This is a genomic window from Haematobacter missouriensis, assembly GCF_000740775.1.
Lineage (GTDB): Bacteria > Pseudomonadota > Alphaproteobacteria > Rhodobacterales > Rhodobacteraceae > Haematobacter > Haematobacter missouriensis.
Genome location: NZ_JFGS01000050.1, coordinates 1 through 19,524, shown reverse-complemented (window position 1 = coordinate 19,524; position 19,524 = coordinate 1). Strand labels below are relative to the sequence as shown.

At 63.7% G+C, this 19,524-nt stretch carries 15 protein-coding genes; 12 read left to right on the top strand and 3 right to left on the bottom strand.

Annotated features, from left to right (window positions below):
- The first annotated feature begins 609 nt into the window (after window positions 1-609).
- From CG51_RS17585 to CG51_RS17565, 5 genes are read left to right on the top strand one after another with little or no spacing between them, the layout of a single operon-like run.
- On the top strand, window positions 610-1,473 hold the full coding sequence (locus CG51_RS17585; protein ID WP_035747227.1) for an ExeA family protein: 864 nt from the start codon (window positions 610-612) through the stop codon (window positions 1,471-1,473).
- Complete coding sequence (locus CG51_RS17580; RefSeq protein ID WP_035747225.1) at window positions 1,470-2,981, top strand: GumC family protein; 1,512 nt, start codon at window positions 1,470-1,472, stop codon at window positions 2,979-2,981. Before CG51_RS17585 ends, CG51_RS17580 begins: the two co-directional genes overlap by 4 nt.
- 34 nt (window positions 2,982-3,015) lie before the next feature.
- Window positions 3,016-3,858: a CpsD/CapB family tyrosine-protein kinase gene (locus tag CG51_RS17575; RefSeq protein ID WP_051930840.1), complete on the top strand. Its 843-nt coding sequence runs from the start codon at window positions 3,016-3,018 to the stop codon at window positions 3,856-3,858.
- Window positions 3,827-4,759 carry a glycosyltransferase family 2 protein gene (locus CG51_RS17570; protein WP_084695269.1) on the top strand — a complete coding sequence of 311 codons (933 nt, stop codon included), beginning with the start codon at window positions 3,827-3,829 and terminating at the stop codon, window positions 4,757-4,759. The genes CG51_RS17575 and CG51_RS17570 overlap by 32 nt, the downstream gene beginning before the upstream one ends.
- The gene (locus CG51_RS17565; RefSeq protein ID WP_035747224.1) at window positions 4,756-6,228 is read left to right on the top strand and encodes a hypothetical protein; all 1,473 of its coding nucleotides are present in this window, start codon (window positions 4,756-4,758) and stop codon (window positions 6,226-6,228) included. Before CG51_RS17570 ends, CG51_RS17565 begins: the two co-directional genes overlap by 4 nt.
- 97 nt (window positions 6,229-6,325) lie before the next feature.
- Here the strand turns inward: CG51_RS17565 and CG51_RS17560 are convergent, their stop codons facing one another.
- Both CG51_RS17560 and CG51_RS17555 read right to left on the bottom strand, forming a co-directional pair.
- Window positions 6,326-7,687, bottom strand: a complete 1,362-nt coding sequence (locus tag CG51_RS17560; RefSeq protein ID WP_051930837.1) for an HlyD family type I secretion periplasmic adaptor subunit — start codon at window positions 7,685-7,687, stop codon at window positions 6,326-6,328.
- The gene (locus tag CG51_RS17555) at window positions 7,684-9,486 is read right to left on the bottom strand and encodes a type I secretion system permease/ATPase (RefSeq protein ID WP_158212543.1); all 1,803 of its coding nucleotides are present in this window, start codon (window positions 9,484-9,486) and stop codon (window positions 7,684-7,686) included. Before CG51_RS17555 ends, CG51_RS17560 begins: the two co-directional genes overlap by 4 nt.
- Window positions 9,487-9,835: 349 nt before the next feature.
- On the opposite strand from CG51_RS17555, the gene CG51_RS17550 reads away from it, so the two are divergent.
- Both CG51_RS17550 and CG51_RS17545 read left to right on the top strand, forming a co-directional pair.
- Window positions 9,836-11,101, top strand: coding sequence for a Coenzyme F420 hydrogenase/dehydrogenase, beta subunit C-terminal domain (locus CG51_RS17550; RefSeq protein ID WP_233141263.1), 1,266 nt, complete (start codon window positions 9,836-9,838; stop codon window positions 11,099-11,101).
- Between the two features lie 191 nt (window positions 11,102-11,292).
- On the top strand, window positions 11,293-12,318 hold the full coding sequence (locus CG51_RS17545) for a glycosyltransferase family 2 protein (RefSeq protein WP_233141262.1): 1,026 nt from the start codon (window positions 11,293-11,295) through the stop codon (window positions 12,316-12,318).
- 87 nt (window positions 12,319-12,405) lie between these two features.
- Here CG51_RS17545 and CG51_RS20985 read toward each other — a convergent pair whose 3' ends face one another.
- On the bottom strand, window positions 12,406-12,930 hold the full coding sequence (locus tag CG51_RS20985; RefSeq protein WP_051930834.1) for an acyltransferase: 525 nt from the start codon (window positions 12,928-12,930) through the stop codon (window positions 12,406-12,408).
- 344 nt (window positions 12,931-13,274) lie between these two features.
- On the opposite strand from CG51_RS20985, the gene CG51_RS17535 reads away from it, so the two are divergent.
- The 5 genes from CG51_RS17535 to CG51_RS17515 form a co-directional block, all read left to right on the top strand.
- Window positions 13,275-14,390, top strand: coding sequence for an acyltransferase family protein (locus tag CG51_RS17535; protein WP_051930832.1), 1,116 nt, complete (start codon window positions 13,275-13,277; stop codon window positions 14,388-14,390).
- Window positions 14,391-14,457: 67 nt separating this feature from the next.
- Window positions 14,458-15,636 carry a polysaccharide pyruvyl transferase family protein gene (locus tag CG51_RS17530; RefSeq protein WP_051930830.1) on the top strand — a complete coding sequence of 393 codons (1,179 nt, stop codon included), beginning with the start codon at window positions 14,458-14,460 and terminating at the stop codon, window positions 15,634-15,636.
- A complete protein-coding gene (locus CG51_RS17525; RefSeq protein ID WP_035747223.1) occupies window positions 15,633-17,066 on the top strand; it encodes an oligosaccharide flippase family protein in 1,434 nt (477 codons plus the stop codon). The genes CG51_RS17530 and CG51_RS17525 overlap by 4 nt, the downstream gene beginning before the upstream one ends.
- A gap of 109 nt (window positions 17,067-17,175) precedes the next feature.
- A complete protein-coding gene (locus tag CG51_RS17520) occupies window positions 17,176-18,309 on the top strand; it encodes an acyltransferase family protein (RefSeq protein ID WP_035747222.1) in 1,134 nt (377 codons plus the stop codon).
- A gap of 78 nt (window positions 18,310-18,387) precedes the next feature.
- The coding region (locus CG51_RS17515) for a right-handed parallel beta-helix repeat-containing protein (RefSeq protein ID WP_035747219.1) at window positions 18,388-19,524 on the top strand (1,137 nt) is incomplete at its 3' end.

Genomic DNA, 19,524 nt, shown 5'->3' with positions numbered 1-19,524 from the left:
CCACGGCCAGCGCCTGGCGTTTCTCCGATTGAAATGTACAGTCATAAGTCCGTTCCCGTTTCCGAGGCTCCCAGGGGGAGGAAGAGCCTGCAGCGTGGAGCAACACGATTCTGCCGTGCCAATTATGCGGTGCCGGTGCGTTAACAGAATGATTACCATTCTTTCTCGCGCCCGCAAAGGGAGTTTGGGCATTAATGTTAATCGTCCACCCTCCAACAACATGAAAATACAGTTTTTCTCACACGTGCACATTGATTATGCAGTTGCAGCATTGCGAATTGTTTCAGTTTGCCGCACATTGTCGGGAGATCAGGGTGAAGCGTCGCCGCAAAAGCAGCTAAACCGCCAAAGGGACTTCAACATAATCGTGAACACGCCCCGCCGCCTCTTGCCTTGCCACCCCCGGAACGACGAAACTGGACTCTCGCCCTCCGGTCAGGCAGCGGGCACATCAACGGGGCGGAGGATTGTGCCCATTCTGCCGCAAACTGGAGAGATCTGTGCAGACGGGTTTCTTGCCAGGGTTGCAGGGTGATTATTTGAGGGCGGGGTGCTATGGCATCCCGCAATGGACCGAGAGGTCCGGACGAGAGTAACTGAAGGCAATTCATGGCCCCACAGCAGCTTTATGCGGAATTCTTCGGCCTTCGGGAGCGCCCCTTCACGCTGCTGCCGGATCCCTCCTTTCTCTACTGGTCGGCCCAGCATCGCCGCGCCTTCTCCGTTCTCGAATTCGGCATCCTGTCCCGCGCGCCCATCACGCTCATCACCGGCGAGATCGGCTCGGGCAAGACGACGCTGCTGCGCGAACTGCTGAACCGGCTGGAGGAGGACGTGACCATCGGCCTCGTCTCCAACGCGCAGGGCGGCAGGGGGGAGCTCCTGCAATGGGTGCTGAACGCGCTCGCCGTGCCGATCACACCGGGCGAAACCTATGTGCAGATGTTCCAGAAGCTGCAGGAGTTCCTGATCACCGAATATGCCGCGGGGCGGCGGGTGATCCTGATCTTCGACGAGGCGCAGAACCTCTCCATCGAGGGGCTGGAGGAGCTGCGGCTGCTCACCAACATCAACTCCGGCAAGGACGAGCTGATCCAGCTCATCCTCGTCGGCCAGCCCGAGCTGAAGGCGATGGTGCTGCATCCCAACATGCGCCAGCTCGCGCAGCGGGTGGCGGCCTCCTTCCATCTGAACGCGATGGATGGTGATGCGGTCGCCGGATACATCGCCCACCGGCTGGTAAAGGCCGGGGGCACGGGGGCGGAATTCACCCCCGGGGCGGCCGCTGCCGTTCACGCCGCGACGCGCGGCGTGCCGCGGCTCGTCAACCAACTGTGCGATTTCTGCATGCTCTACGCCTGGAGCAGCGAAACCCCGCAGGTCACGGAAGAAACCGTTCAGAACGTTCTTGAAGATCAGGTATTCTTCGGCGCCAACGCGCTTGGCCCGGAAGAAGAGGAGACGACGGCGTGAAGGCCACTCTCAAATATTACACCTCCGTCTTTCTGCGGCGGCTGCACTGGTTCCTGATCCCGGCCGTGGCGATCACCGCCATCGGTGTCATCATCGCGATGACCCTGCCACCGACCTATGTCTCCGCGACCCGCTTCGTGGTGGAGGATCCCCAGATCCCGTCGCGCCTCGCGGCTCCTACGGTAACGACGTCGCCGCTCGAACGGTTGCAGATCATCGAGCAACGGCTGATCTCCCGTTCCAATGTCATCGACGTGGCGCGGCGGGTCAACATTCCCGGTATCGCGCAGATGAGCGCCGATGATATCGCGAACTACATGAACGACCGGACTACGACGAAGATCATCGCCCCGCGCGAAGGGGCAACACAGATGACCATCTCGTTTGACGCGCCCACTCCCCAACTGGCGGCCGCCGTGGTCAACGAATATCTGAGCGTCATCCAGCGGGACGATGTGGAATCCCGCACCGGCATGGCGGGCCAGACTTACGACTTCTTCCAACAGGAGGTCGAACGGCTCTCGACCGCACTGAACGAGCAGAGCGCCAAGATCCTCCGCTTCAAGGCGGACAATGCCGACGCGCTCCCGGAAGATCAGTCCTATCGCCAGCAACAACTCATCACAATGCAGGCGCGGCTAGACCAGCTTGGGCGGGACATCTCCAACCTGACCGAACAGCGGGCCCGCGTCATCCAGGTCTTCCAGTCCACTGGCCAGATCCAGTCCGTCACCTCGCAGAACGCAAGCCCGCAGGAACACCAGCTTGCCCAGATGCGGACCCAACTGAACCAGGCGCTCGCTGTCTATGCGCCCGACAATCCCCGCATCCGCATCCTGAAAAGCCAGATTGCACAGCTTGAAGCGACCATTGCCGGCACGGCCCAGCCGGACCAGAGCGACCCGCTCAAGGCCCAGATGGCCGAGATCGACGGACGGATCGCCACCCTCAAGACGCAGGAGGAGCAGCTTCAGGGCGAAATCGACCGCCTTCAGGATGCGATCAGCCGCGCTTCGGTGAACAGTGTCGCCCTCGCCGCCCTGCAGCGCGACTACGACAATATCCAGAGCCAGTATTCCTCGATCCAGAACCGGCTTTTCGACGCCTCCACGGGCGAAAGGATCGAACGCCAGGCGCGCGGCCAGCGCATCACCATCCTGCAACAGCCGGTAGTTCCCAGCAACGCGGCCAAGCCCAACCGGGTTCTGATCGCGGGCGGGGGTCTTGGTGCCGGCATCCTCGCCGGCCTGGCTCTCGTAATGCTCCTGGACCTCTTGAACCGCTCGCCGCGGCGGCCGGAGGATATCGTCAAGAAACTCGGGATCATGCCGATCGCGACCATTCCCTACATCCGCTCCTCGCGGGAGGCGGTGGTGCACCGGAGCCTCAAGGCGGCGCTGATCCTGCTCATTCTCATCTGTATTCCAGCCATCGTCTGGAGCATTCATACCTATTATCAGCCGCTCGACGTCCTCGCCGAGCAGGTCAAGGAACAGATCGGCCTCTGACAGGCCGAGAAACGATCGTGACGGAGACATTCTGATGGAACGCTTGCAGGCAGCGATCGAAAAGGCCCGGGCCCAGCGGGAGGATACACGGCCGGAGTACACTCCGCCGCCGCCCATGCAGCCCCAGGGCGCGGCGCCCCCCGTGGAGGGCCATGGGGTCGATGCCGCCTGGGCTGCCCTGCGGCCGCTCGACACATCACGACCGGCCTATTCGAAACAGAGCGATCTCATCGCCTTTCACCCCGGCGGCCCAGGGGCGGCCTATGACATTCTGCGTACGCGGCTCGTCCAGCAGGCCGAAACCCATGGCTGGCGGCGGATCGCCGTCATCTCGGCCGGGGCCGCGGCGGGCAAGACCACGACCGTCGCCAATCTTGCCTTCAGCCTTGCCCGGCAGAGCGATTACCGCAGTCTCGTCATCGATTTCGACCTGCGGCGCGTGACGCTGGCCCATGCTCTGGATCAGCAGGTCAGCCACACGATGGAGGATGTGATCGAAGGCCGGGTGCCCTTTTCGGAACACGCGCTGCGCTATGGCGACAACGTGGCCTTCGCGCTGAACGGTCAGACGGTGCGCCATCCGGCCGAACTCCTCCAGAGCCAGCGCACCAAGACCGCGCTTGCGGAGATCGAGGCGCAATACAAGCCGAACTTCACCATCTTCGATCTTCCGCCGCTGTTCACCGGGGACGATTCCATCGGCTTCCTGCGCAATGTCGATTGTGCGCTGATCGTGGTCGCGGCCGAGGAAACCCCGATGTCCCAGATCGACACCGCAGAACGCCAGGTGTCGGAGCTTACGCAGGTCATGGGCGTTGTGCTGAACAAATGCCGGATCACGAGCGATGACTATTCCTACGACTATTCAGGCTACTGAACCGGCGGCAGACGGCGGCGAGACGGCTCCCGGCACCGCCGCGCCCGACCTGGCGGTCATCATCCCCCATTACAACGATACCATTCGCCTGCGGCGCTGCCTGTCCGCACTTGCCTCTCAGGATCTGGAGGGAGTGGAAGTGGTGGTGGTGGACAATGGCTCCACCGAGCCGCTTGCCCCCATCGCCGAAGCCTTTCCCTTCGCCCGCTTCGTGACCGAGGCCGAGAAGGGGGCGGGCCCAGCCCGCAACCGCGGCGTGGAGGAGACGACCGCGCCGGTGCTGGCCTTTCTCGATGCCGACTGTCTGCCCGCGGACGACTGGATCGCGCAGGCCCGGGCCGCCGGCATGCGGCAGGACGGTGACCTCTTCGGCGGGCGCATCGACATTTTCGACGAAACGCCGCCCCCTCGTACGGGCGCGGAAGCCTTTGAGGCGGTCTTCGCCTTCGACTGGCAGGGCTATATCGAGAAGAAGGGCTTTTCGGTCACGGCCAACCTCGTCACACGGCGGGAGGTATTTCTTCACACCGGGCCGCTCAGGAACGGGTTGTCCGAGGATCTCGAATGGTGCCGTAGGGCGACATCCAAGGGCTGGCGCCTTGGTGCCGCACCGGACCTGCGCGTCTCGCATCCCTCCCGCTCCGACTGGGCGGCCCTTCGCAAGAAGTGGAACCGGATGACACGCGAGGCCTATGAATTCGAAGGCGCCGGGTCACACGCCAAATGGGCGATAAAGGCGCTGGCCATGCCGGCCAGTGCTGTCGCCCACCTCCCCAAGGTGATGACCAGCTCCCAGCTCACCGGGCCGGGTGAGCGGGCCCGGGCCGCGGGCACTCTGTTCCGCCTGCGGCTGCAACGCATGGTCTGGATGCTGCGCCAGGCAGGAGGCGGAACGATATGACGGCGCGTACGGCAGGCGATCAGACCATTGGAGCGACGAAGGAACGGGCCCCCTGGCCGGTCGTCGTGATGCTCATCTGCGTCATTATGGTGCCGATCGAGTTCAGTTTCCGCGTGGCAGGGTTGTTCCTGACCACGTCGAAACTGTGCATGATCGTCATGACTCTCGTCATCCTGCCGAAACTGCCGTCTCTCAAGATGAAGCCCTATGACTGGCTGATCGTCGCCCATGCCTTCTGGACCGCGACCGCGCTTATCCTTGTGTACGGTACAGCGAGCGGCATTCAGTCTTCCGGCTTCTATCTGCTTGAATTCCTGGTGGTCTATCTCGTCGCGCGTATTTATTTGCGCACACCGGGGCAACTGAAGGCAACCATCAACGTCCTGTTCGTCATGGTGGCCATATCAGCCGCCTTCGCGATCCCGGAAGGACTGACGGGCAAGCCGATCGTCCATGAGATCGCCCGCTCCATGACGGGGAACTACTACCCGCTGAACCATGAGACGCGCATGGGGATCTTCCGCGCCAAGTCCTTCTTCGAACACGAGATCCTATACGGGGTATTCTGTGCCTCGACGCTGGCGTTGGTCTGGTTCGCGAGCACCCCGGAACAACGTGTCTGGAAAGCGCCGCTCATCGGTGTGGCCACGTTCTTCTCTGCCTCCTCAGCACCTCTGATGATCTTTACGTTGCAGATCTGGCTGCTGCTGCTTGAGCGGCTCACCCGGACCGTCAAGAACCGGCTTCTGGTGGTCGGCAGTTCGATCGGGGTCGTTCTCCTGATGCTGGACACCTTCACCGGACGAGGCGTGATCGGCATCATCACCATGGTCTCACTGAACCCGGGGACGGCCTGGAACCGGCGTGCGATCTGGCAATTCGGCATCGATGACGTCATGCGCCACCCGTTCTTCGGGTTCGATCCCATAACCTATTCGCGTCCGAACTGGCTGGGGGCGAGCGTCGACAATTACTGGCTGCTCATCATGATGCGGTCAGGGATTCCGGCGCTGGTATTCCTGTTCCTTGCCCTATTGCTCATCTGGTTGGCCGCCTGCCGTCTTGGGAACAAGAACGAGTTGGTTGTCCGGCTGCGAAACGGGTGGGGAATGGCGATCGTAGCGCTCCTGCTCACCGGAGCGACGGTGGCCTTCTTCGGCAAGCTGCAACCGCTCTTCTCATTCTTCATCGGCTTCGGCGCAGCATTGGCCAATTCCTACCGACCGGAGGAGGAAACCCCGACCGAGAAAGCCGCCGAACCGGTGCGGCGCGGGCCGGTCTTCTCCCGGTTTGGGCCAGAAGCCATCGGCGCGATGCGGCAGCGGCCCGAGCAACCTGTCGTGAGCGCACGGGCGGAAGCGTCCAATGCGCGGGGGGAAAGCCTGCCCCTTCGCCGCCAGCCTGCTGCAGAGCAGGGGCGAGAGCCCGGACCGGAGAGAAACAAGCCGACCCTGTCGCGCTTGGGCTGACCTTACCTGTAAGGCGGGGCAATCCCTGTGCCCCGTGCCCCCAGCCTTGCCAACAGGCTCCCTTCGCGACAAGCGGAGGCTCCCGTCAGGGAGGGGTTCAGCGCTCCCGGAAGGCGTGCATGATCTGGCTGACCAGCGGCTGGACGAGATAGCTCATCACTGTATGCTCCCCCGTCTCCAGGAAGGCCTCGATCGGCATGCCTGGCACGATGGCGGAGCTTTTCTCGTTCAACCGCTCCAACTGGCCCGGCTCCAGCTCCAGACCCAGTCGATAGAAATTGTGCTCCGTTCCGCCCGGCGTCCCGGTAGAAACGACGGTGGGCGAAATCCTGGCCACATGCGCCTCCAGCCGGGGTGTCGCGCGATGGTCGAAGGCGGTGAAGACCACCTCGGCCTTCTGCCCCGGGTGCACCCGGTCGATCTCGCGCGGCTCCAGCATCAGTTCGAGTTCCACCTCGTCATCCACCGGGATCACCTGCAAAATCGTGCCGTTCGGTGGCACGACGCCGCCCAGCGTGGTCACCTGCATCTCGTGCACGATGCCGGTGGAGGGCGCACGGATATCCACCCGTTCGAGCTGGCGCGAAAGGGTGACGATCTGGATCGTCGATTCCTCGATCTCGGTCTGGGTGCTGCGCAGATCGGTCACCACGTCCTCTCGGAATTGTCGCTCCGCCTGATCCACCCCGATGATCGCATCCTGCATGGAATTGCCGACGCGGGCGCGGTCGGCCTCCGCCTCGGCCAGCGTGCCCTTCATTTCGGCGCGGGCACGCTGAAGCTGAAGGATCTGCGGCTCGCGCATCAGTCCCTGATCGAAGAGCTTCCGGCTGTTGGCGAGTTCCTGCTCTATGTAGCCAAGCTGCTCGGCCTTGGCGGTGATGGAGGCCTCCAGCCCGTCGATCTGGCGGCGGAACTGTTCGAGCTTCTCGTCAAGCTGCGCCCGCCGACCGGTATTGAGATGCTGACGGGCTTCGAAGACCCGCATCTGGCCCGCCTCCGGCTCTGCCATGGGCGGACGCTCGAAGGGCAGCGGGGGGTAGGTGAAGACCGGCGCGGCAAGACCCCGATCCTCCGCCTCCAGCCGTGCCTTGCGGGCCGAGGCTTCGGCAAGCCGGGTCCGGGTGATGTCGAGATTCACCCGGATCAGCGTCGGGTCGAGCCGCATGAGCAACTGCCCCTCTGTCACCCGATCCCCGTTGTGGACGAGAATTTCCTCCACCACCCCGCCGTCGAGGCTCTGCACCGTCTTGGGCTTGCCGCGCACCACGACCTGGCCTTGCGTGGCCACCGCACTGTCGATCTCCGTTGCATAGGCCCAGAAGCCGAAGACGGCGAGCAGCGCCACCGCCGCCACCACGCCGACACGACCCGTCAGGCGCAGACCGGTTTCAGGCCGGATATGATCAGGTGCGGCATGGGCCGGGACGGAACCGGACAACATCGGTGTCATGGTCATTGCTGGCCTCCTGCGGTGATGCCGGGGAAGGGGGTGTTGCCGCCACTCCCCTCCTTGCCGGTGTCGGGAACCGGGCGCAGCAACAGGCCGCGCAGCACCTCGTCCCGGTCGCCGAACTTCACGACATTGCCGGCAGAAAGCAGCATGATCTTGTTCACCTCGGCCAGCGCGCTGGTGCGATGGGTCATCAGGATCACCGTGGAGCCTCCCCTGCGGAGGGCGTGGATCGCCTGGGCAAGCGCCGCCTCCCCCGCCGCGTCGAGATTGGAATTCGGCTCGTCCAGCACGATGAGCCGCGGCCCGCCGAACACCGCCCGCGCGAGGCCGAGCCGCTGCACCTGCCCGCCGGAAAGCGGCTGGCCTGGGACACCCACCCGCGTGCCATATCCTTCCGCCAGAGCGAGGATCATGTCATGCACGCCGGCCAGCCGCGCCGCCGCGATCATGTCGCTGTCCCGAGCCGTGGGGTCAAAGCGGGTGATGTTGTCGCGGATGGTGCCGGGGAGCAGTTCCACCGTCTGCGGCAGATAACCGATCGCGCGCCCCAGAACCTCTGGATCCCACTGATCGCGGGTCGCGCCGTCGAAGCGGATATCGCCACCATCGGGCTTCCAGGCGCCGACAATCAACCGCGCGAGCGTGGATTTACCAGCCGCGGAGTTGCCGATGACACCCAGCCCGTCGCCCGGCTCCAGCGTGAAGCTGACCTGGCTCAGCATCCGCGGCCGCTCTCCCCCTGCGCCCGGTATGGGGCCGAGACAGGTCAGGCGGTTCGCCACGACCTTGCCCGTGGGCTGAGGAAGGCCGACCGGACGCGTCTCCTGCGGCTCCCTCTCGAAGAAGGCGATGAGCCGCTTGTGTGCAAGGCTGGCCGCACCGATGATCCGCCACTGGGCGATGATCTGGTCAACCGGCGCCAGCGCCCGGCCCGAGAGGATGGAGGTGGCGATGATCATCCCCGCCGTCATCTCATGGCGCAGGACAAGCAGCGCCCCCACCGTCAGCATGGCCGATTGCAGCAGCATGCGGAAGGATTTGGAGAAGGCGCCCGTCACCTCCGACACATTGCTCGCCCCCTGGCCCGTCGCCAGCGCACGGGCATGGTCCTGCTGCCAGCGCTCCGTCACGCCACGCTCCATACCCATCGCCTCGATCAGCTCGGCATTGCGGCGGCCCTGCTCCGAGAAGGCGCGCGCTTCGCCCTCTATGACGGCGGAGGCCTCCTGCGGCGCGCGGGTCAGGCGCCGGCCCAGCACCGCCACCAGCGCCACGATGCCTGCGCCGGCCAGCGTCAGCCAGCCGAGCCACGGATGGATGAGAAACAGCAGGCCGAGATAGAGCGGGATCCACGGCACGTCGAAGATCGACCCCATCGCGGGCGAGGAGAGAAACCCGCGGATCGCGCCCAGATCGGCCAGCGGCAGCGGCGAGGCGCCCGGTTTCCGCGCGGCCTGCTGCCCTCCCGAGCGGAGCCAGGCGCGAAAGGCAGTCGGCCCCACCTCTTGATCGAGCCGGATTGCCGCGCGTGCCAGCAGCCGCGAGCGGAGGAATTCGTAAAGCCCCAGGAAGGCGTAGAGGACCACCACGATCAGGAAGAGCCCCTGCAGCGTCGCGATCGATCCCGAACCCAGCACCCGGTCATAGACCTGAAGCATGTAGAGCGGGCCCGTCAGCATCAGGATGTTGATCACCGCGCTGAAGAAGCCAGTCATCAGAAAGGTGCCCCGCAACCTGCGGAGCGCCGTGCGATAGGCGTTGCTCCCCAAAGGGGCCCGAGGAGGTGTATTCCCGTCGCTCATCCTGCTGTCCTGCTGATCCCGTCTACTGTCGACGCGCCCCCGGATCGTCATGGCGCGCCGGAGCGCTATCGGATCCGGATATCCGCCAGTCTGCTCCTGAAACCCTACCGTATCATGAATCACGTTATGATTGTAGAAACGGTATTCCTGCCTGCCTTATCATGCCCGGCAGGAGGGGCCATCGCAGTTCCCGCTCGAACCTGTCTGTTCTGCGGAAACATGCTCATGGAATAGACAGAATCCGGATCGCAATGCCGCAATGCAGCACGAAACTGTGTCACGGACTTCCCCTGAGGCGATTCACGTATTAAGCAAGACGTAACAGCACCCTGGCTGAGGAATGCGGATCATGAAGATGGACCCTGTGGGCGCGCGCGCCCCCGCCGCATTCGCGGAAGCCGCGAGCCTTGCGCGCGTCCGCAAGGGCGATCTCTGTGCCGGTTGCGGCGCCTGCGCCGCGATCGCGCCCGGCTCCGTCGCCATGCGCATGACCCCCCCCGGCTGGCTGCGCCCGGTTCAGGAAGGGCCGGTCAGTGCGGGACAGGATGCGATGATCGCGCGCGTCTGTCCCGGCCTTGGGGAACGGGTGGAGCCGGCGGGCCGCACCGACGACCCGCTCTGGGGGCCCTACGATACGATGCAGATCGGTCACGCTCGGGACGAGGCGCTGCGCTTCTCTGGCTCCTCGGGCGGGGTGCTTTCCGCGGTACTCGTGCATCTGCTGGAGACGGGTCAGATCGACGCGGTGATCCAGACTACGGCCGACCCGGAGCAGCCGATCGGCAATGTCGCCACCATCTCCGTCACCGAGGCCGAGGTACAGGCCGCGGCCGGATCGCGCTACGCGCCCTCCGCCCCGCTCGCCGGGCTGAACCGGTTTCTGGAGAACGGCAAGCGCTACGCCTTTGTCGGCAAGCCCTGCGACGCGGTGGCGATGCGCGCTTGGCAGGAGGCCGATCCACGCGTCCGCGCCAGCTTCCCCGTGATCCTGTCCTTCTTCTGCGCGGGCGTGCCCTCTCAGACCGGAGGGCGGGCGGTTCTGAAGGCGCTCGATGCAGACCCTTCGGAGGTCGTGAGCTTCCGCTACCGCGGCAACGGCTGGCCGGGCTTTGCGACCGCGGTGCTGCGCGACGGCTCCGAACGAAAGATGAGCTACCACGATAGCTGGGGGAAGGTGCTCTCCAAGCATGTCCAGCACCGCTGCAAGATCTGCGCCGACGGCACCGGCATCGCCGCCGACATCGTCTGCGCCGATGCCTGGGAAAGCGACGCGCGCGGCTATCCGCTGTTCACCGAAGGCTCCGGCACCAGCCTGATCGTGGCGCGCAATGCCTTCGGGCGTGGCATCGTCGAGGCGGCGGTGAAAAGCGGCCATGTCGAGGCCGGACCCTTCGATGTGAGTACGCTCGCGGGGATCCAGCCCGGTCAGCGGGAACGCCGGCGCGCGCTTCTTGCCCGGCTGGCGGCGCTGCGTCTGTGCCTGCGCCCGGTTCCCGATTACCGTGGCCTCCTGCTGTGGCAGGCCTCGCGGCAGAACCCGGTATCGCGCAATCTGAAGAACTTCCTCGGCACGCTGCGCCGCACGCTCAAGGGGCGCGGCAAGCGGGTCTCCTGACTTTCGCTTGCCCCACACGCAGGGACTTGCCCTTTGCCCGCCCGCTCCGGCAGGATATCGGGACCACCTCCGGGACGGGCTTGACGGGACGGGCTTGAAATCCTTCCCGGAATTCGTGATGCTGCATCGCAGCGCGATCTCTGCGACAGGTCCGGCTCCCGGTCGCTGTTCCGAAAGAAGGAAAAGGCAGGTTGAACCAGCTGACCCAGACCCCCACGGCCTCCAACGCGACATCCGCCACGCCGTCACCTGCGGGCGAGGGACCGGATAAGGGGACGCTGCCTGCCGAACTCACCGTCATCATGGTCAGCTACAATACCCGTGACCTGACGCTGGCTGCCCTCCGCACACTTTACGAGACGACGAAGCGTACCCGCTTCCGCACGGTCGTCTACGACAACGATTCGAAGGACGGGTCGGTCGAGGCGATCGCGGCCGAATTTCCGCAGGTCGAACTGATCGCCTCCACCGACAATCTGGGCTTCGCGCGCGCCAACAACGTGGTGGCGGCCGATGCCGGCACCGAATGGCTGTTGCTGCTGAACCCCGATACGGAGTGCCATCCGGGGGCGATCGACAACCTGATGGATTTCTCCCGCGCCCATCCCGACGCCGGGATCACAGGCGGTCGCACCGTCTTTCCGGACGGGCGGCTCAACATCGCCTCCTGCTGGCGGCGCATGACGCTCTGGTCGCTGTTCTGCGCTTCGGTCGGGTTGACCGCCGCCTTCCCTAAGTCAGGCCTGTTCAATCCCGAAGCCATGCCCGACTGGAAGCGCGACAGCGTGCGCAAGGTGGACATTGTCGTCGGCTGCCTGCTGATGATCCGGCGCGACCTGTGGAATGAGCTCGGCGGATTCGACCTGCGCTATTTCATGTATGGCGAGGAGGCCGATCTCTGCGCACGCGCACGCGCGATGGGCTACCAGCCGATGGTCACGCCGGACTCGGAGATCATGCATATCGTCGGCGCGGCTTCCAACAGCCTCGCGCGGAAGCGCATCCCGCTTACCAAGGCGCGGGTCACCCTGATGCGGGATCACTGGCCGGCCTGGCAGGTTCCACTCGGTCTGGGACTTTTCTGGTTCTCCACCGCACAGCGGCTTCTGGCCGCCACTGTGATGAACAGGCTCCGCCCCAGCGAGAAATCCCGGAGCCGCAAGAGCATGTGGGACGACATGTGGCGAAGCCGCAAAGACTGGCTGCGCGGCTACTGATCACGCGGCGGTGGGAGCTCAGTGCTATCCGCCCCTTCCTTGGGGCGGGCCCCGTTCAGGTCCGATCCCGTTCAGACTTGGCCTGGTTCAGGCCTGGCCGCTCCGGGCAAGCGCATCTTCCGTTGCATCCGCCGTGCTGAAGCGACCATAGGGTCCGACGTCGATGTTGGAATAGAGAACGCGGGCCGGGTTGCCGGCCACGACGGAATTGGGAGGAACCGATTTCGTCACTACCGATCCGGCCCCCACCACGCAGTTGTCGCCGATCTCCACCCCCGGCAGGACCATGCTCCGCCCGCCGATGAAGCAGTTCCGCCCGATGCGGGTATGCAGGTAAAGTCCCCGCGTCCGATCATGGGTCAGGATGCGGCTTTCGAAAGCGAGATAGGAATTCTCCCCGACATGGACGCCGATCGGGAAAGTTCGGTCCAGCTTTGCGGACAGCGACAACTGCACGGTGGGATGCAGGTCCATCCCCCACATCCGCGCCAGCCAGGCGCGACGCATCCCCACAAGAAGATTGCGTAGGCCGGAAAGCTTGTTCAGGCCGCGCCGACGCACCTTGGCAGGTTGGAAAGGCGCATTGGGGATACTGGGGGTAATATCGGTCATCAGCGCAATCTCCGATAAATCTAAGCGAACGTTTTGCAACCATAACGATTATTGCTATTCTTAATACCACCCTCTGAATATGCAACAGGGTTAACAGCGGTTGAACGACTCAACTCAAAGAATATTAATCCACCCTCTTCACCCGCAGTGCGCAGGTCATTGCCGCCTGACGCCGGGGTCCGGCAACGTGCCGTTTTTTATCTGCAAAAAGATTGTGATGCTGCAATGCAGCGGCAGAGGTGATTGCGGATTGAGTGTCCGGCAAGATGCGTGGATACTCCTGCTATCAAGGCATCGCGAAAGCGCGGCCCGCCCCTCGTGGCCAAGCCGGGAGCATTGGGAGCATGCAGCACATCACTCTCGCCGACGGGGCCCTGCGGGGCCGGAACAACAATTTCAACCTGATCCGTATGATTGCGGCTACGGCTGTCCTCGTCTCGCATGCTTGGCCGCTCAGCCTCGGGCCGCAGGCCGCGGCGCCGCTGGAACATGTCTTGGGGACGATATCGCTCGGTTCCACAGCCGTGGCGATCTTCTTTGGCCTGTCGGGCTATTTCATCACGGCGAGTTTTCAGAACAGCCGGGGCGACCGGATGGTGTTCATTCAGGCCCGCCTTCTGAGGCTGTTCCCCGCTCTTGCGGTGGTAGCGGTCGTGACCGTGGTTGTGGCCGGGGTCGCGCTCACCACCGCTCCCGCGTGGCAATACTGGCCCTCTGCGGTCAAATACGTGTTGCGCACCCTGAGCCTCGCCCTGCCGATGCAACCGCTGCCCGGCGTATTCGAGGACAATCCCTTCGGGCCGGCAGTCAACGGCTCCCTCTGGACGCTGTTTTACGAATTCCTGTGCTACATGGGCGTTCTTGCCCTTGGCATCGTGGGCCTCTTGCGGCGCGACGTGCTGCTTCTGCTGGTCACGGGACTTTTCCTGATCCACGCCTTTCCGCCACCCGAATGGTATCATCCGCGCCTCATGCGGCTGGCAGAACTCGGCTATCCCTTCGCCATCGGCATGAGCTTTCGGCTCTGGCAGAAGCAGATACCGCTGCACTGGTTGATCTGCGTGGCGGCTATCCTGCTTTCTCTGCTGGCCCGCTTCACTCCTTGGTTCAACGTCGTCTTCATTCCGGCGCTCGTCTACTGCACCTTCTATATCGGCCACCTGAATCTCGGGCGGCTGCGGGAATACAACCTGCTCGGGGACTATTCCTACGGCACCTATATCTATGCCTTTCCCATCCAGCAGTTGGTGGCGCACTGGGGGGTCCGGGATCCCTTCGTCAACATCGCCATCGCCCTGCCGATCACGCTGATCTGCGCCGTTCTGTCATGGAAGTTCATCGAGAAACCCGCGCTCGACCTGCGCCGATCGGCTCCGCCCCCGAAACCACAGCCAGGCGCGCTCTCGACAACTGCCAGCACCGCAGCAAGCGCTCCTCAGGAATCCCGTGCCCTGAAATAGCCGGCCTCTATTCCCCAATAACCCATAAAAACAAGGCTGCGTTCCCCCCGACGCGGAAAGGACAACAGTGAAGAAGAACATTACGGTTGGACTGATCTGGCATTCGTCCAACTCCCCGAACCTCGGCGTCGGCGCGCTGACCGTCTCGCAGATGCATATCGTCGACAGCCTGGCACATGACCTCGGCCTGTCTGTCCGCTACATCATCATGACCGCCAAGGACAATTTCCCGCATTACATCCAGGGCGACAATGTCGAGCTCTTCGGGATGCGGACGGTGGATCTCGTGCGGCCGGACCGCCTGCTCGCACGGGTGATGAAATGCGACTTTATCCTCGACATCGGAGCAGGCGACAGTTTTGCCGACATCTATGGCACCGGCCGGATCCGGCGGATGCTGACCTCCAAATTCGTCATCCATGCCGCGCGCAAACCCCTCGTGCTCAGCCCTCAGACCATGGGGCCCTTCGAACCGGGCCGCACGCGCGATTTCGCCATGGCCTCGGTCCGGCGGTCGCGCGCGGTCTTCACCCGCGACAAGCTCTCGACCGACTTCCTGCGCGAGGCGGGGTTCAAGGGGACGATCGGCGAAGCGACCGACGTGGCCATGCGCCTGCCCTACACCAGACCGGAACGGGTGCCGGGGGACAAGGTGAAGGTCGGACTGAACGTCTCCGGCCTGCTCATGCGCGGCGGCTACACCGGCAAGAACATGTTCGGCCTGACCGTGGACTATCCCGCCCTGATCCGCAGCATCATCACCGACTTTCAGGCGCGGCCGGAGGTGGAGCTGCATCTCGTGGCCCATGTCCTGCCCGGAGACCGCTCGGCCGAGGACGACGCCCATACGAACCGGGAAATCGCTGCCGAATTTCCAGGCCTCATCCTGGCCCCGGAATTCCGCAGCCCCTCGGAGGCGAAAAGCTACATATCCGGGCTCGATTTCTTCATGGGCGCGCGGATGCACGCCACTATCGCCGCCTTCTCCAGTGGCGTTCCGGTGATCCCCATGGCCTACAGCCGGAAGTTCGCGGGCCTGTTCGGCACGCTGGGCTACGACCGGACTGTCGACCTCAAGGCCCTCGACAACGAGACCGTTCTGGCCCGGATACGCGAGGGTTATGAGGGGCGCGAGGCGCTTGCCGGCGAAGTGGCAAAGGCCTTCGGCAATGCCGATGCCCGCCTCAAGGTGTATGAGGCGACGCTGAGCGACCTGCTCACCGAAGCGAGCGCCAAACGTCGATGATCCGCTCCGCCATTGCTGTTCTGGGCAGCAACATGGGCATCGCGGTGCTCAAGTTCCTGCGCAACATCGCCCTTGCCAGGATGCTGACCGTCTCGGATTACGGTACGGCGAATACCTTTGCGGTGATCTTCGCACTGATCGAGATGATCGGCTACCTCGGCCTCGACAGGCTTCTGGTTCAGGACAAGGAGGGCGACACGCCACGGATGCAGGCCGTCCTGCAGGCCGTGCAGGTGATCCGCGGTATCCTGCTGGCGCTGCTGCTGTTCCTTACCGCGCAGCCGCTTGCCGACCTGATGGGCGTGCCCGAGGTCGGTTGGGGCTTTCAGGTGATGGCGGTCATGCCACTGATCCAGGGGTTCTGGCATCTCGACATGGCACGCGCGGAACGTTCCTACCGCTTCGGCCCTGTCATCCAGGTTATGCTGGGGTCGGAACTGGGCGCGCTGCTGGCCATCTTCCCGATGTACTATCTCTTCGGGGATTATCGGGTGGCTCTCTGGACGCTGGTGTTCCAGCAGCTGCTGCGCTGCATCATCTCCCACATGACGGCGACCCGTCCCTACCGGCTGGCCTGGGACTGGGGGATTTTCCGGCGGGCCATGTCCTTTGGCTGGCCGCTGTTCCTGGCCGCGATGATGCTGTTCATCGTCTTTCAGGGCGACAGGGTCATCATCGCCAACCGGCTTGGCATCGAGGCGCTCGGCCAGTTCTCCGTTGTCTTCATGCTGACGCTGACGGCCAGCAACGTCCTGATGCAGAGCGTGCAGCGCCTCCTGCTGCCCCGGCTTTCCGCCGTTCAGGACCAGGAGCACGCCTTCATCCGCCTCGCGCATGTCACGACAGAACTCGGCATGGCGATGGGCGTGCTGGTCGTGCTCGGCTTCTCGCTGTTCGGCAACGATCTGGTGCTGCTGCTGTTCGGCACGAAATATGCCGAGGCGCTGGACATCCTCGTCTGGCTGGCGCTGGTTCAGGGCATCCGGCTGGCCAAGACCGGTGTTTCCGTCGTCGCATTGGCGCGGGGCGAGACCAAGAACATGTTCCTCGGCAATCTGCCGCGGGTGCTGATGTTCCCCTTCGTGTGGTACGCGCTCGATCATGGCTACGGGCTCATCTTCGTGGTGGTCACGGCGGTGATCGGCGAGCTGATGGGGCTGGCGCTGTCCCTGTGGATCCTGCGCAGCTGGCTGCACGTGCCGCTTCGCAAGCTGACGTGGCCGTTCATGTGGTGGGCGCTGGCCCTGGGGGCACTGGCGCTCGATACCTGGCTGCTGCCGCCGGTGCCTGTGGTGTTCGGCAATTTCAACTGGCTCCAGATCCCGCTTGTCGCCTTGGTGGCGGCCTCCCTTCTGGGTCTGGGCAGTCTCCGGGGCTGGCTTCTGGGCAGGTGGCACCTGCAAAGGGGGCACAAGCAAAGTCCTGCCTGAGCAGGAAGCGGGGAAGGATTACTCTTTACCTTGTGAGCGATCTGGGGAATTCTATTTATGGTTGAACGTCATTAACCATTTTCATCCCGGAATTTCCTCAGGAGGTTACATGAGCTCTTCCCCCAGCCGGCTCTACTACCTCGACGCCCTGCGTGCCTTCGCGATGCTTTACGGCATTCTCGTCCATGTCACCACGCTCGGGCTGCCCGAAGGGCTGCGCTGGATCCCGGTGACATCGGGATATTTCCGGATGGGCCTTTTCTTCCTGGTTTCGGGATTTTTCGCCGCGATGATGCTGCGGCGATATGCTGCGGGGGATTTCCTACGGCGGCGGACGGTTGCTCTTCTGGTCCCCCTGGCAACGGGCCTCGTTTTCCTGAACCCGGTCACCAACTGGCTCGTGGCCACCTATCACAATGGCCCGGTCCCGCTTTCCACGGCCATCCTGAACCCGGAAAGCGCGGGCCTGAAGGGGCCGGGCGTCTGGCATCTGCATCTGTGGTTCCTGATCACACTCTTCTTCTTCGTGGCCACAGCTCCCGCGCTCATGGCGCTCGGCCGACATCTTGCGAAACCGGGGGGGCGGATCGTCGCGCGGCTCGCGTCACTGCCGCCGACGGCGGTCATCCTCTTGCTTGCCCTCGCCATTGCGGGGACCAGCGTGTTTCTCCGAGTGGGCTATCACGTCGCTCTCGACCCGCTGCTCAAGGCAACACCTCTCGCATGGATCGGCCCCACGACCATGTATTACTGGCCCTTCTACATGACGGGGATGATCCTCTTCGCCTATCCGGCGCTGTCGGACCGCTTCCAGTCAATGAGCATTCCGGCCCTCGCGCTCGGCATCCTCGTGGCAGTCGCGGGCCTGAAGATCGCCTCGACCGGCGCTGCGGGCGAGGTGGTTCGGATCGTGGCGAAGGCATTCTGCACCACAACAGCAGTGGCGCTCTTCATGGCAATCTTCCGACGGTTCCTGGATCATCCCACCTGGCTCTCCAAGGCGGCAGGATACGTCTATTCCGTCTATATCATGCACTTTCTGGTCATCTATGCAGTGGCCTTTGCCCTGCGTCCACTCGGCCTCGGTCCCTATTCGACCTTCTTCGTCGTCGCGACCGTTACCTATGTGATCGTCTTCGCGCTGCATCGCCATGTCATCAAGCCGGTGCCGCTCCTTGAATTTTTGCTGAACGGCAAACCGATGCGGACCCAGACAGCCGCCAGCCCCGTTCGGCAGAACTGATCGCACGCAAGACCGCTCCCGCCACAAAGGAGCCTCATTTGGATCCGAGACTGTCTTCTTCAACGAAGGAGACAGTCCATGGCCACGATCCACGTATCCGATACCGAAGCGCTTCTTGCCGCCCTGAAGTCGGCAACGGGAGGCGATACCATCGTCCTTGCGGACGGCGATTACGGCGCGCTCAACCTGAAAGGCCGATATGGGCCGAACGTTCTGCCCTATGACAGCCCCGTCACCATCACCTCCGCCACGCCGGGGGGCGCGCGTTTCGACACGGTGACGATTCGGGATGCCCAGAACCTGACCTTCGACCAGGTGACGATAACGGGCGAATTCCGCGCCTCTTTCTCCAGCAACATCGCGGTCACGAACAGTGTGGGGCATGCGCTTTACTTCCGCGATGTGGCGGGCGCCACGATCACCGGCAACCATGTGTCGGAGGGCAAATACACGCTCAATCTCTTCTCCGTTTCGGATTTCACCATCACGGACAACGTCTTCGAGCGCGCAGGCGCCGATCTGATCCAGATCAGCCGGAACAGTTACAACGGCCTGATCGAGAACAACGTCCTGTGGGATACCGTGGCGGCCACACCCGACATCCATCCCGACCTCATCCAGATCTACGGCTATGACGGCATGACCCCGCATGACATCATCATCCGGGGGAACTACCTTTACGATGATCCGGCGACCGGCCTGATCATTGCGCAGGGCATCTTCCTGTCCGGCCCGCAGGAGACCGGGTTCCGCAACATCCTGATCGAGGACAACCTCGTCTCCGTCCGCAGCCCGAACACGATCTACATCGATGGCGGGCAGGAGAACGTCTTCATTCTGAACAATTCCCTCATCGCCGGGCCGGAAGTCTTCAAGGGCGGCGTGATCCGCCTGACGATCAAGAACGGCTTCGACAATTCCGGCGTGACGGTGGAGGGCAACCTCGCCAGTTCCATTCTGGACGAAACCAAATCCTCCATCATCGGGGATAACTACCTCTACAAGGGTTATCAGGCTGCGGCGGAACTCTTTCAGGGGGCGGGCGGCGACTGGCGGGATTTCCTTCTGCGCGATCCCGACGGACCCGCGGCCGGTTTCGGTGCACTCGACAAGCTGGCAGAGCTTCTGGCCGGGGAAGGGATCACGGCCCCACCGGAGGATCTCCCCGGGGATCTTCTGGCAGCTTTCCGGCTTGCGGGGCTGCGCGATCTCGAG